Genomic DNA, 12669 nt, shown 5'->3' on the forward strand with positions numbered 1-12669 from the left:
ATGAAAACCACTCTTTTCGCGGCCCTTGCCGCCACTATCGCCCTGCCCGCTTTTGCCCATGACGGGCTGGCGATTGTCGATGCCTATGCCCGTTCGGGCGGCCCTGCCCCGACCGGCGCGGCTTATATGGTCATTGAGAATCACACCGACACCGATGACCGGCTGATCGGCGCGACCACCGATGTCGCGGGTTCCGCCGAGTTGCACACGACGATTATGGAGGACGGCATTGCCCGGATGCGCCCGCTCGAAGATGGCGCGGTGATCCCGGCGGAGGGCGAGCATGCGCTGGAGCGCGGCGGAGATCACATCATGATGTTCGGCGTCACGGGCCTTGAGGACGGCCAGACCTTCCCGCTCACGCTGATCTTTGAAACGGCAGGGGAAATGACCGTCGATGTGACCGTCGATAACGCCCGGATGCCCGAGGATGCGGGCGAAGAAATGGACCATGAAAACATGGATCATCAGCCCGAAGTCGCCAACGAGCAGTAACCCGGCCAAAAGAAAACCCCGCTCACAAGGCGGGGTTTTTCGTGTCTATCTAAGCCCTTAGCCGCAATAGGCTTCGGCGGCCTCGGCGTAGTTGCTGAGGCGATTGATAAAGCCGCGATCCCGCTCCTTATAGCGCAGGTAGAGATCCGGCTCGTTCACCATCTTGGCGAGTTTCGCCTGATCCGACCCGCTCAGATACTGGTTGGCCACCTGCTGCGCGCAGGAACAGGCGGACCCGCCCGGACTGCGCGAGGAACCCATGCAGCTCTTCGTCACCGTGGTCGAGCCGCCAACCCCGCAAGCCGACAGCGCGGCGGCGGTGACGACAAGCGCCCCAATCTTCGTTTTGATAGTCATAACTGCCCTCATTCTTTAGCCACTGCTCTTGTTTTGCCCCAGTTTGCCGTGCGGGAATCGCCCTTGCAAGTCACGATCTGCGGCCCCGGCAATTTCCCCCGCTTGACGGGCCTCTCACGCGCCCTCATAAGCGCCTTTATGACCGATCTAGCCCATATTCGTAACTTTTCCATTGTCGCCCATATTGACCACGGGAAAAGCACCCTCGCCGACCGTCTGATCCAGCTCACCGGCACGCTGTCCGAGCGGGATATGAAGGACCAGATCCTCGACTCGATGGATATCGAGCGCGAGCGCGGCATCACGATCAAGGCCAACACGGTGCGGATCGAATATCCGGCGTCGGACGGCCACACCTATGTGCTGAACCTGATCGACACGCCCGGCCATGTGGACTTCGCCTATGAGGTCAGCCGCTCGATGAAGGCCGTCGAGGGCTCGCTTCTGGTGGTCGATGCGGCGCAGGGCGTCGAGGCGCAGACGCTCGCCAATGTTTATACGGCGATCGAGGCGGATCACGAGATCGTCCCGGTGCTGAACAAGGTCGATCTGCCCGCCGCGGAGCCCGACCGGGTGAAAGAGCAGATCGAGGATGTGATCGGCATCGACGCCTCGGACGCGCTGATGATCTCCGCCAAAACCGGTGTCGGCATCCCCGAGGTGCTGGAGGCCATCGTCAAGCGTCTGCCCCCGCCCCATGGCGGCGATGCGTCGGCCCCGCTCAAAGCGATGCTGGTGGACAGCCGCTACGATCCCTATCTCGGCGTCGTCGTGCTGGTGCGCATCATCGACGGGGTGATGAAAAAGGGCCAGCGCATCCGCATGATGAAAACCGGCGGCACCTATCAGATTGACCAGGTGGGCGTGTTCAAACCCGCCATGGTGCAGGTGGACAGCCTCGGGCCGGGCGAAATGGGGTTCCTGACCGCCTCGATCAAACAGGTCCGCGACACCCGCGTCGGCGACACGATCACACTCGAAAAACACGGCACCACGACACCGCTGCCGGGCTTCAAACCCTCGATCCCGGTGGTGTTCTGCGGCCTCTTCCCGGTGGACACATCCGAGTTCGAGAATATGCGCGACGCCATCGAGAAACTCGCGCTCAACGATGCCAGCTTCACCTATGAGATGGAAACCTCCGCCGCGCTCGGCTTCGGCTTCCGCTGCGGGTTCCTTGGGCTTCTCCATCTCGAAGTCATCCGCGACCGTCTGGAACGCGAATATGACATTGACCTGATCACCACCGCGCCCTCGGTGATCTACCATATCTACAAGACTGACGGCACGATGATCGAGCTGCACAACCCCGCCGACATGCCCGACCCCGTCTATATCGACCATATCGAGGAGCCGCGCATCAAGGCGACCATTCTCGTGCCGGATGAATATCTGGGCGATGTACTGAAACTCTGTCAGGACCGGCGCGGCATCCAGCTCGATCTCACCTATGTCGGCGCCCGCGCCATGGCGGTCTATGATCTGCCGCTCAACGAGGTGGTGTTCGACTTTTACGACCGGCTGAAATCGGTCACGCGCGGCTATGCCAGCTTCGACTATGAGATGATCGGCTATGCCGAGGATCAGCTCGTGAAAATGCAGATTCTGGTGAATGACGAACCGGTCGACGCGCTCTCCACCATGGTCCACCGCGCCCGCGCCGAAGCCCGCGGCCGCGCCATGTGCGAGAAGCTCAAAGAGCTGATCCCCCAGCATATGTTCAAAATCCCGATCCAGGCGGCGATTGGCGGCCGGATCATCGCCCGCGAAACCATCTCGGCGCTGCGCAAGGACGTGACCGCGAAATGCTATGGCGGCGATGTCAGCCGGAAACGCAAGCTGCTCGACAAGCAGAAAGCGGGGAAGAAGAAGATGCGCCAGTTCGGGAAAGTCGAGATCCCGCAGGAAGCATTTATCAATGCGCTGAAGATGGATGATTGAGGCGACGCGCGCCGCTTAGGTTTTCGCGGCGCGCGTGATCTCTTCCTCGGTCAAACCATATTTTCCGGCATATCGCGTCCGCGCCGCGACCAGTCTTGGATCATCCGGCTGAAGCCCCAATGTGCGGATAAACTCCATCCGCTGCTGGCCTTTGAGCGCGTCGCGGTCGATGGCGGTGCCCATGGCGCGGTCGATCACCGCGCCGCCTGCGGTGACATGGAACCATTTCGAGAAATCGCGAAAATGGTGCTGATTGTGGAGCGTCGTCACATGGCGCTCAACGGCAGTTTTCGGCACCGGCAGATGCGCGGTCGCGTGAAACCACTCATAGGCAAGAAAGGTCAGGCTCCCGCCGACCAGCACCAGCGCCGCCGCGCCCGGCACCGCCCAAGGCAGGTTGAGAACCGCCAGAAGCGTCCAAACCCAGAGAAAATTCAGCGCCATCACCGGAAACACGATGAAGCCCGGCACGAAAAACAACTCGCGGTTGGTCGGGAAATCATGATGCCCGTAATGGGCGCGGTAGAGCAGGTTGAACGCCCATTGCCGCTTTGGCGGCGGCAGGTGGAAAATGAAGCGGTGGAGGTTGTATTCATTGAGCATTTGCAGCGGGATGCCGAGCAATGCGAGCAACCACACCGCCGCTGGACCCTGCGCCGTGAGCCAGAGGCCGAGACAGATCGCCAGCACAACGCCCTGAAGCGGCGGATGAGACAGAAGAAGGCGCAAACGGTTCATAAAGCACTCCCTGCGGTGAGGCTAACGCAGCGCGCGGCGCACTCAAATATGAACCCAAGGTCACGGCAATAAAAAACCCCGCCGAAGCGGGGTTTATGTGTCTCTCAGGCTTCCGAACCGCTTACGCAGCTTCTTCCGCCGCGGCTTCGGCTTCCGCACGGCGCTCGCTTTCTTCGCGGGAGAGCGCGACCGAGGTGCGCACGCCGCGGGACACGAATTCGACCATGCCCTTCACGGTCCGCTCATTCGGCTCGATCCCGGCGCAGGTCAGCACTTCGCGGCCATCGCGCGAGCGGGCCCAGCGGGCGATCACTTCTTCGCCGTTGCCATATTTCTTGTCGTCTGCAATTGCATCGTCCAGCGCTGCAAGGACCACGGCGGCAAAGAGTTTCTGCGACCGCTGACCCTGCTCGTTGGAAAATGCGGTCTGATCGATGTCATCGAACATCGCGCAATCTCCTTAACTATTGGGTAATATTCTCGTTCCAGCGCAATATGACGCTTTCGTAACAGTTTTAGAATTGCAAATATCGTATGGGTGCCATGCGTGAAACGCATAGCTAACCGTTCACCCCACTTGCATGGCTCCAGCGCCGCCTCTATAGGGAGGCAAACGCGTTTCAGGAGTGCAATATGCCTAAAATTAACGGGAACGAGATCCGCCCCGGCAATATTCTTGAGCATGATGGCGGACTTTGGGTCGCCGTCAAGGTCAATCACGTGAAGCCCGGCAAAGGCGGCGCCTTCGCGCAGGTCGAGATGAAGAACCTGCGCAACGGCTCGAAGCTCAACGAACGGTTCCGCTCGGCGGATAAAGTCGAGCGCGTGCGTCTGGAGCAGAAGGATCAGCAATTCCTTTACGAGAATGACGGGATGCTGGTCTTTATGGATCAGGAAACCTTTGAGCAGATCGAACTGCCCGCGGACATCCTTGGCGAGCGCCGCCCCTTCCTGCAGGACGGCATGACCGTGCAGGTCGAATATTACGACACCGAGGCGCTCTCCATGCAGCTCCCCGAGAAAGTGACCTGCACGATTGAGGAAACCGAGCCGGTGGTGAAGGGCCAGACGGCGGCGAACAGCTTCAAACCCGCCGTGCTCGACAACGGGATGCGCGTCATGGTGCCCCCCTTCGTCGGTGAAGGCGAGGCGATCATCGTCGCGACGGAAACCTTTGAATATGTGGAACGGGCCTAAGCCCGGCGAAAGGAGGCGCGGCACAGCCCGCGCCTTTTTCTTTTGGGCGCATCTGGCCCCTTGATCTGCCCCGCCCCTTCGGCGATAAGCCGCACTTGCATTACAAGGAACGCACCATGGCGCAAGCATCGGCCAATCTCAATCTCATGATCAAAGCCGCGCGGCGGGCCGCCCGCAGCCTCATTCATGATTTCAACGAGGTGGAACAGCTTCAGGTCTCCCGCAAGGGGCCGGGCGATTTCGTCTCGAAGGCCGATATGAATGCCGAGAAGATCATCCGCGAATTGCTGATGGAAACGCGTCCCAATTATGGCTGGGTGGGCGAGGAAAGCGCGCCTGTCGAAGGTGCGGACCCGACGCGCCGCTGGATCGTCGATCCGCTCGACGGGACCACGAATTTCCTGCATGGCCTGCCCCATTGGGCGGTCTCGATCGCGCTGGAGCATAAGGGCGAGATCGTCTCCGCCGTGGTCTACGATCCGGCCAAGGACGAGATGTTCACCGCCGAAAAAGGCTCCGGCGCCTATGTGAACGACCGCCGCATCCGCGTGTCGGGCCGGGTGCATATGGACGAAATGATCTTCGCGACCGGCGTGCCTTTCGGCGGCCGCAAGGGCCTGTCGGCGACCATGAAAGACATCACCCGCATCACCCCGATGACCGCCGGGATCCGCCGTTTCGGCTCCGCCGCGCTCGACCTCGCCTATGTCGCCGCGGGCCGCTATGACGGCTATTGGGAGCGCACCATCAACGATTGGGACATCGCCGCCGGCGTGCTTCTGGTCAAGGAAGCGGGCGGCTTTTGCGAAGGGTTCGAGCCCGGCAGCAACCCCGTCGGATCGGACTCCATCATCGCCTCCAATTTCGAAGTCTTTCCGAAATTCGCGGAAATCCTGCGCGAGACGTAACGTCTTATTAAAATAAGTTAACAAACGAAACCTCCATGCTAAGCTTTTGGCACGGAGGTTTTTTTATGCGTTTTTTTCTCGGATTTTTTATGCTGGCCAGCGCGGGTTTTGCGCAAAGCGATATGACACCGCGTGTCGATCTGGACGGCCTGCTGCTCGCGCAAACCTATGATTGTAGACGCAAAACCTGCGGGCAAATGCGGTCCTGCGACGAAGCTTGCTATAAGCTGACGGTCTGCGGCGACACGGCGCGCGACGGCGACAATGACGGCATCCCCTGCGAGTCCATCTGCGGAACCCGGCGCTGCGATTAAGGCTTGGTGCCGTCCCAGATCACCGTCGCCTCACCGGCGCGCAACTTCCCCTTGGCGCGGTCAAACCGCAGATAAGCCAAGGCCTTATCGCCATGGACGGCCCCAAGCCGCCCCGCCTCTTTCTCCCCCGCCATGATCGGGGTGCCAGGCGCGGCCTCGCCCTCAATCGCAACGGGCACGAGCCCTTTTTTGAGCTCGGTCTTGTGCTTCATCCGGGCGGTCACCTCCTGCCCGACATAGCAGCCCTTGCGAAAATCGACGCCGTTCAGCCGCTCAAACCCCATCTCCAGAATATAGCTGTCATCCGGGATGAGCTCGACACCGCTTTGCGGTACGGTGTTCGCCACAAAGCGGTCCGCCAGGTCCACCGCCTCGCCCGCGGCTTCGACCGGCTGACGCCAGCCAAGCGCCGGATCGCGCGGATCGGCGAAGGTCCCTTCGGGCGCGTCGCCCTCCCCCCAGGCCACCGCCAAATCGGTTGGCGCGACCTCCACCTTGCGGCGCAGTTTGTACATGGAGAGCCGCTGCGCGAGGCTCGCCGCCCGGTCGCTGGCAACGTCAATCAGGATGTCGTCGCCGTCCGGATAGAGAAGGAAATCAAAGAGATACTTCCCCTGAGGCGTCAGCAACGCGGCATAGACCGCCCCTTGATCGAGCTTGCGCATGTCATTGCTGACAAGCCCCTGAAGGAAATCGCGGGCCTCCGGGCCGGAGACGCGCAGGATGGCACGGTTCGCAACTGTTTTCATGAGACTGACATGGGCTCCGCCCCGCTGAACTGCAAGTTGTAAAGCTCCGCATAAGCGCCGTCGTTTTCCAAAAGCGCCGCATGAGTGCCGGTCTCGACGATGCGCCCGGCCTCCATTACCACGATCAGATCGGCGTCGAGAATCGTGGCGAGCCGGTGCGCGATCACCAGCGTCGTGCGGCCCTTGGCGAGCCGGTCCAGCGCCTCGCGGATCGCCGCTTCGCTCTGCGCATCAAGGGCCGAGGTCGGCTCATCAAGGAGCAGGATCGGCGCGTCCCGCAGCATCGCCCGCGCAATGGAGAGCCGCTGCCGCTCACCGCCCGAAAACTGATGCGCGCCGGTGATCGGCGTGTCATAGCCCTGCGGCAATTTCTCAATGAAATCATGGGCCGCTGCGTCCTTAGCCGCCGTGATGATCGCCTCGCGACTCGCTTCGGGGCGGCCAAAGCCGATATTCTCCGCAACGGTCCCGGTCAGCAGCACCGAGTCCTGACTGACCACGGAAATCTGCCGCCGCAGATCGCCCAAATCGAGCGTCGTAATGTCGCGACCATCAAGCAACACGCGCCCTTCGCTCGCATCAAAAAGCCGTGGCAATAGATTGAAAACGGTGGACTTTCCCGCCCCGGACCGGCCGACGAAAGCGACCTTTTGCCCGGCGTCTATCGAAAGGTCAAAATCTTTCAACGCCTCACCCCCGCCGGGATAGGTAAAGCCCACATCCTCGAACCGGATCGCCCCCTCGGTATTCTCAACCCGTTGATCCCCCGAGCGAATATGGTTCGGCGCATCGTAAAGATCGAAGACCCGCTCCAGCGCCGCCTGCCCTTGCAGCGCGGTCGCATAAGCCTGCCCCAATTGCCGCGCCGGACTGGCCGCGACGCCGAGACCGGTCAGCAGGCCCATGAATTGCGCCAGCGTGATCGTCTCGCGGTTGAGCCGCCAACTGACCAGCAACAGAAGCACGCCGATGGCGATGCCGACGAGGATTTCCATGAGCGGCGAGGTCCGCGCCTGCCATTCGACGAGCTTGACGCGGAGCTTGTAGAGCCGCGCGAACAGGCCGTTTGCCTCGCGCCGCAGATGGTCCTCAAGCTGGTAGGTGCGCACCATGCGGATCCCGCTCAGACCTTCGTTAATATTTGCCGCCATACTGGCGATGTCGGCCTGCGTCTCGCGGGAGATCACCCGGACCCGCGCCCCGATTTTATTGACCGGAAAGACCGCGAGGCCGAAGATGAAAATCAGCGCCAAGGTTAACGACCAGTCGATCGTGAGCATCACGATGAAGGTCGAAATCAGGACCAGCAGCGCCCGGATCGCCTCGAATCCGCGCCGCATGGCCGTGCGGATCAGGTCGATATCGGTGCTGAATCGCGTCGCCAGTGCCGCCGGCGGCTCGCTTTGGAGCCGTGCGAGATCCGCCGTGACCAGCGTGTCGAACAGCTTTTCCTGCATGTCGACCTGGATGCCGGCGAGCAATTTGTTGGTCCGCGTCGTCTGTAAGTAGCCGAAAACGCCGTTAAAACTCGTCAGCGCGATGACCCCGAGCGGACCCCACCAGATGACGCTGTCCGAACGTTCCTCGAAGGCGGCGATGATCCATTCGATGAATTTCGCGTAAAACGCGGAGCCGATGGCGGCGAGGACCATCACCACGCCCACGATCAGAAAACCCTTTCTTTTCGGGGCCATCCAGTCGCGCCATAGGCGCCGATAAAGCTCAGCCGAGGTCATCGGTCGCTTTCAAAACCTCGGGCAGCGCCTCGGCGAAGAGGTCCAGCTCCTCACGCGGGCCGACCGAGACGCGGATGCAGCGGTTCTGTGGCGCCGCAAAGGGCATCCGGATGAAGATGTCGCGCGCCGCCAGTTCCGTGATGATCGCCTTCGCCCGCTCTGGCGATCCGACCTCGATGGCCACGAAATTCGTGTGGCTTGGCAAGGCGTTGAGCCCGTTTCTTCGCGCGATTTCGGTGATGCGATCCCGCGCGCTACGCACCTCCGTGCGGATATGGGTCAGCCAGCCCTGATCGGCCAGCGCCGCCTGCGCGCCGATCAGCGCGGAGCGGTTCATGCCGAAATGATTGCGGACTTTTTCGAACTCAGCGATCAGCTCCGGCGCGCCGATGGCATAGCCAACCCGTGCGCCCGCCATGCCGTAAGCCTTTGAAAAGGTGCGCATCCGGATCACGCGCGGATCATTCGCGTCGATCTTCGGCAGCATGTCTTTCGGCGCAAGCTCGGCATAGGCCTCATCGAGCAGCAGCAGCGCGCCCTCGGGCAACTCATTCACCATTCGCGCGACGACATCCGGGCCGTGCATCCCACCCATTGGGTTGTCCGGGTTGGCAAGGTAAACAAGCGCCGCATCGACCTCCCGCGCCTTCGCGACAAGGCTCGCAGGGTCCTCCATGTCATTGACATAAGGGACTTTATGGAGCGCCCCGCCCCGGCCATTGATCGAGAAATTGAAGGTCGGATACGCGCCCTCAGAGGTCACGACCGGGGTGCCCTCGTCGATCATCAGCGCCGCGAGGGTCGAGAAAAGCCCGTCAATTCCAGCGCCCACAACGATATTTTCAGGTTCGACGCCGTGATGCGCGGCGAGCGCCTCGCGCAGTTCCGACGAGCCGCTATCGGGATATTTCCAGACCTCGGCATCGGCCGCGCGCATCGCCTCGATCACTTTGGGCGACGGCCCGAAACCACTCTCATTCGCGCCGAGCCGGGCGCGGAATTTGCGCCCGCGCTCGCGTTCGATCACCTCGGGGCCGACGAAGGGCACCGTGGCGGGCATCTCGCGGATGAGTTTGGTTAATCGGGCCATCACGCCATCTCCTTCACCCGCGCCAATGCGCCGCGCAGATTGGCGGCTTCTTCCTCGACCTCGGCCAGACGGTCGCGCTGATCCTGCACCACCTCTTCGGGCGCTTTTTCAAGGAATTTTTCATTGCTAAGTTTTGACGACAGGCCTTTGATTTCCTTGTCGAGTTTCGCGACGGATTTCTCCAGACGCGCCTCTTCAGCGGCCACGTCGATCACATCGGCCAGCGGCAGACAAACCGAACCGCCGCCAACCGCAATCGTCACCGCGCCCTTCGGCGCGCTCTCGACGGGGGTGATGCTTTCGAGCCGCGCGAGGCGTTCGATCAGCGGGCGGTTACGATCCAGCGCCGCTTGACCAGCCGCGTCCAACTCCAGCGTCAGCAACGGAATTTTCGCACCCGCAGGCACCCGCATCTGCGCGCGGACCGAGCGGATTTGCTCGATAAGGTTAATGACCCAGCCCATTTCCTTATCCGCCGCGTCATCCACCAGTTCCGCGCCAAACTCCGGCCAATCTGCCTGCGCCAGCATGGCAGCGCGGTCGCCGGTTTGTTCCCAAATCGCTTCGGTGATGAAGGGCATCAGCGGGTGGAGCATCTTGAGACACTGATCGAGCGCCCAGGCCATGGTCGCCCGCGTCTCCGCAATCACCGCCTCGTCGCCCGACTGGAAGAGCGGTTTCGCCAGCTCGACATACCAGTCGCACAGCTTGTTCCAGATATGCGTGTAAAGGATGTTTGCCGCTTCGTTAAAACGGAACGCCTCCAGAGCCTCGTCAAGCGCCAGACGCGTCCGCGCGGTCTCGCCAATGATCCATTTGTTCGCCGTCGCGGTCGGGCTCGCCGGGTCGAAACCCGGCGTCGGACGCGCTTCATTCATCTGCGCAAACCGTGCAGCGTTCCAAAGCTTGGTGCCGAAATTCCTTGCGGTTTCAAAGCGATCATTGGAAAGCTTCAAGTCGCGCCCCATCGAGGTCAGCGCGAAGCGCAGCGCATCGGCGCCGTATTCGTCAATCACCGTCAGCGGGTCGATCACATTGCCCTTCGACTTGGACATTTTCTGCCCTTTGCCGTCGCGCACGAGACCATGCAGATAGACCGTGTCAAACGGCTTCTCGCCCGTCACAGCATAGGAAAGCATCATCATCCGCGCGACCCAGAAGAACAGAATATCCCAGCCGGTAATCAGCACGCTGTTCGGAAAATATTTCTGCAATTCCGGCGTGTTCTCCGGCCATCCTAAAGTGCCGAAGGGCCAGAGACCGGAGGAAAACCATGTGTCGAGCACGTCGGGATCGCGCTTTAGGCTGATATGACGAAGCTCGCGGCTAGACGGATCGCCACCAACCGTCGGGAAAGCCTGCGCTCTGCGAGGATTGTCAGACTCGACATTCGCGCCTTCGAAAATTTTTACCTTTTCACCGTAGTACGCCCTAGCCTGCGAAAGCGCTTGATCGAAGCTCTCTGCGCAGAAAACCTTACCGTCGACGCTATCGAAAGCGTCAATCCCGTCAGCTTCGATAGACCGGCCTTCGCCAATTGCAGGCCCATACCAAACCGGCACCTGATGGCCCCACCAAAGCTGGCGGGAGATCGTCCAGGGCTCAATGTTTTCCATCCAGTGGAAGAAGATTTTTTCCTGCGCCTCCGGGATCACCTTGATCTCGCCGGAGCGGACCGCCTCGATGGGTTTTTTCGCGAGTTCCTCGGCGTCCACAAACCATTGGTCGGTGAGGAACGGCTCGATCACGACGCCGGAGCGGTCGCCGAAAGGTTGGACGATTTTCTTGTTTTCCACCAAGGGGATGGGGTTGCCCTCTTCATCCTCTGTCGTCACCGCGAGGCCCTCTTCGGTGATCGCGTCGATCACGGCTTTGCGGGCCTCATAGCGGTCGAGGCCGCGCAGCTCTTCGGGGACAAGGTTAATCTCCGTCACGTCGTCGCGGGTTTCCTCGCCGCGCGCGATCCGGCCCGCGAGCGTTGCGGATTCGTCGTAACTCAACCCATCGGCGCGCATCGCGGCCTTGGTGTCCATGAGGTTGTAAAGCGGGATATTGTTGCGCTTGGCGACCGCGTAGTCGTTGAAATCATGCGCGCCGGTGATCTTCACCGCACCGGAGCCGAAATCGGGGTCCGGATACTCATCGGTGATGATCGGGATCAGGCGGCGATGCGCCTTCGGTCCGACCGGAATTTCGCAAAGTTTCCCGACAATCGGGGCGTAGCGCTCGTCGGACGGATGCACCGCAACCGCGCCATCGCCGAGCATGGTTTCGGGGCGGGTCGTAGCAATCGAGATATAGTCGCGGGTTTCGCGCAAAGTGACGTTCCCGTCCTCATCCTTCTCGATATATTCATAAGTTTCGCCATCTTGCAGCGGATACTTGAAGTGCCACATATGACCGTCTTTTTCGATATTCTCGACCTCCAGATCGGAGATCGCGGTCTCGAAATGCGGGTCCCAATTGACGAGGCGCTTGCCGCGATAGATCAGGCCCTTGTGGTAAAGATCGACAAAGACCTGAAGCACCGCGTTGTGGAAATTCCCGTCCTCGCCTTCGGGCGCACCGGGCGCGCCGGACATGGTGAAGGCGTTGCGTGAGATATCGAAACTGTCGCCCAGGCGGCGGGCTTGAGACAGGATCGTGCCGCCGGATTCCGCCTTCCAGTCCCATACTTTCTTGGTGAACGCCTCGCGGCCAAGCTCGCGCCGGCCCGGCTCACCGCGCTCGGCAAGCTGGCGCTCCACCACCATTTGCGTGGCGATCCCGGCATGGTCGAGACCCGGCTGCCAGAGCGTGTCGCGCCCCTGCATCCGCCGCCAGCGGGTCAGAATATCCTGAAGCGTGTGGTCATATGCGTGGCCGACATGGAGCGAGCCGGTCACATTGGGGGGCGGCAGCATGATGGTGAACGGCTCCGCGCCCTCTTTGGCACCCGCTCCGGCCTTGAAAGCCCCTGATTGATCCCATTTTTCCGAAATGCGCGCCTCTTCACGGGCCGCGTCAAAGGTCTTGTCCATATGCCCCATCCATTGGTCTTGGCCCGTTGTAGCGCGGCCCTGCGGGAAGGGAAAGCCCGACAGATTATTTCGTGACGCTAACGTAAACGTAGCGGAAAATGTCCCAAACTAGCTTGCACTGCAC

12 protein-coding genes are annotated in these 12669 nt (G+C 61.1%); 5 read left to right on the forward strand and 7 right to left on the reverse strand.

Features of this window, described 5'->3' with window-relative positions; all coding sequences use genetic code 11:
• The gene (locus ACMA5I_RS09920; protein WP_525886109.1) at positions 1-495 is read left to right on the forward strand and encodes a copper chaperone PCu(A)C; all 495 of its coding nucleotides are present in this window, start codon (positions 1-3) and stop codon (positions 493-495) included.
• Between the two features lie 57 nt (positions 496-552).
• On the opposite strand, the gene ACMA5I_RS09925 is transcribed toward ACMA5I_RS09920, so the two are convergent.
• Positions 553-852 (reverse strand): hypothetical protein, encoded by a 300-nt coding sequence (locus ACMA5I_RS09925; RefSeq protein WP_525886110.1) that lies wholly within the window; start codon positions 850-852, stop codon positions 553-555.
• A 138-nt stretch (positions 853-990) separates the two neighbouring features.
• Between ACMA5I_RS09925 and lepA the strand changes: the two genes are divergently transcribed.
• On the forward strand, positions 991-2793 hold the full coding sequence (lepA, locus tag ACMA5I_RS09930; protein WP_525886111.1) for a translation elongation factor 4: 1803 nt from the start codon (positions 991-993) through the stop codon (positions 2791-2793).
• A gap of 15 nt (positions 2794-2808) precedes the next feature.
• Here the strand turns inward: lepA and ACMA5I_RS09935 are convergent, their stop codons facing one another.
• Positions 2809-3531, reverse strand: a complete 723-nt coding sequence (locus ACMA5I_RS09935) for a sterol desaturase family protein (protein ID WP_525886112.1) — start codon at positions 3529-3531, stop codon at positions 2809-2811.
• A gap of 121 nt (positions 3532-3652) precedes the next feature.
• Positions 3653-3979: a DUF6280 family protein gene (locus ACMA5I_RS09940; RefSeq protein WP_525886113.1), complete on the reverse strand. Its 327-nt coding sequence runs from the start codon at positions 3977-3979 to the stop codon at positions 3653-3655.
• Between the two features lie 185 nt (positions 3980-4164).
• On the opposite strand from ACMA5I_RS09940, the gene efp reads away from it, so the two are divergent.
• From efp to ACMA5I_RS09955, 3 genes are all read left to right on the forward strand, one after another.
• Positions 4165-4728: an elongation factor P gene (gene efp / locus ACMA5I_RS09945; protein WP_525886114.1), complete on the forward strand. Its 564-nt coding sequence runs from the start codon at positions 4165-4167 to the stop codon at positions 4726-4728.
• Positions 4729-4844: 116 nt separating this feature from the next.
• Positions 4845-5636: an inositol monophosphatase family protein gene (locus ACMA5I_RS09950; protein WP_525886115.1), complete on the forward strand. Its 792-nt coding sequence runs from the start codon at positions 4845-4847 to the stop codon at positions 5634-5636.
• Positions 5637-5701: 65 nt separating this feature from the next.
• Positions 5702-5950 carry an excalibur calcium-binding domain-containing protein gene (locus tag ACMA5I_RS09955; RefSeq protein ID WP_525886116.1) on the forward strand — a complete coding sequence of 83 codons (249 nt, stop codon included), beginning with the start codon at positions 5702-5704 and terminating at the stop codon, positions 5948-5950.
• Here ACMA5I_RS09955 and ygfZ read toward each other — a convergent pair.
• From ygfZ to ACMA5I_RS09975, 4 genes are read right to left on the reverse strand one after another with little or no spacing between them, the layout of a single operon-like run.
• Positions 5947-6699 (reverse strand): CAF17-like 4Fe-4S cluster assembly/insertion protein YgfZ, encoded by a 753-nt coding sequence (gene ygfZ, locus ACMA5I_RS09960; RefSeq protein ID WP_525886117.1) that lies wholly within the window; start codon positions 6697-6699, stop codon positions 5947-5949. The genes ACMA5I_RS09955 and ygfZ overlap by 4 nt on opposite strands.
• On the reverse strand, positions 6696-8393 hold the full coding sequence (locus ACMA5I_RS09965; protein ID WP_525886118.1) for an ABC transporter ATP-binding protein: 1698 nt from the start codon (positions 8391-8393) through the stop codon (positions 6696-6698). The genes ygfZ and ACMA5I_RS09965 overlap by 4 nt, the downstream gene beginning before the upstream one ends.
• Positions 8394-8421: 28 nt before the next feature.
• The gene (locus ACMA5I_RS09970; protein WP_525886119.1) at positions 8422-9525 is read right to left on the reverse strand and encodes a pyridoxal phosphate-dependent aminotransferase; all 1104 of its coding nucleotides are present in this window, start codon (positions 9523-9525) and stop codon (positions 8422-8424) included.
• Complete coding sequence (locus tag ACMA5I_RS09975; RefSeq protein ID WP_525886120.1) at positions 9525-12545, reverse strand: valine--tRNA ligase; 3021 nt, start codon at positions 12543-12545, stop codon at positions 9525-9527. Before ACMA5I_RS09975 ends, ACMA5I_RS09970 begins: the two co-directional genes overlap by 1 nt.
• Positions 12546-12669 lie beyond the last annotated feature (124 nt).

Origin of the sequence: Jujubicoccus corallicola (assembly GCF_047345645.1) — a bacterium.
Taxonomy (GTDB): domain Bacteria; phylum Pseudomonadota; class Alphaproteobacteria; order Rhodobacterales; family Rhodobacteraceae; genus JBLEFH01.

What these genes read in the sequence shown, in the direction of transcription:
- ACMA5I_RS09920 (WP_525886109.1), top strand. Translation starts at nt 1, where the DNA reads ATGAAAACCACTCTTTTCGCGGCCCTTGCCGCCACTATCGCCCTGCCC.
- ACMA5I_RS09925 (WP_525886110.1), bottom strand. Translation starts at nt 852, where the DNA reads ATGACTATCAAAACGAAGATTGGGGCGCTTGTCGTCACCGCCGCCGCG.
- lepA (WP_525886111.1), top strand. Translation starts at nt 991, where the DNA reads ATGACCGATCTAGCCCATATTCGTAACTTTTCCATTGTCGCCCATATT.
- ACMA5I_RS09935 (WP_525886112.1), bottom strand. Translation starts at nt 3,531, where the DNA reads ATGAACCGTTTGCGCCTTCTTCTGTCTCATCCGCCGCTTCAGGGCGTT.
- ACMA5I_RS09940 (WP_525886113.1), bottom strand. Translation starts at nt 3,979, where the DNA reads ATGTTCGATGACATCGATCAGACCGCATTTTCCAACGAGCAGGGTCAG.
- efp (WP_525886114.1), top strand. Translation starts at nt 4,165, where the DNA reads ATGCCTAAAATTAACGGGAACGAGATCCGCCCCGGCAATATTCTTGAG.
- ACMA5I_RS09950 (WP_525886115.1), top strand. Translation starts at nt 4,845, where the DNA reads ATGGCGCAAGCATCGGCCAATCTCAATCTCATGATCAAAGCCGCGCGG.
- ACMA5I_RS09955 (WP_525886116.1), top strand. Translation starts at nt 5,702, where the DNA reads ATGCGTTTTTTTCTCGGATTTTTTATGCTGGCCAGCGCGGGTTTTGCG.
- ygfZ (WP_525886117.1), bottom strand. Translation starts at nt 6,699, where the DNA reads ATGAAAACAGTTGCGAACCGTGCCATCCTGCGCGTCTCCGGCCCGGAG.
- ACMA5I_RS09965 (WP_525886118.1), bottom strand. Translation starts at nt 8,393, where the DNA reads ATGGCCCCGAAAAGAAAGGGTTTTCTGATCGTGGGCGTGGTGATGGTC.
- ACMA5I_RS09970 (WP_525886119.1), bottom strand. Translation starts at nt 9,525, where the DNA reads ATGGCCCGATTAACCAAACTCATCCGCGAGATGCCCGCCACGGTGCCC.
- ACMA5I_RS09975 (WP_525886120.1), bottom strand. Translation starts at nt 12,545, where the DNA reads ATGGACAAGACCTTTGACGCGGCCCGTGAAGAGGCGCGCATTTCGGAA.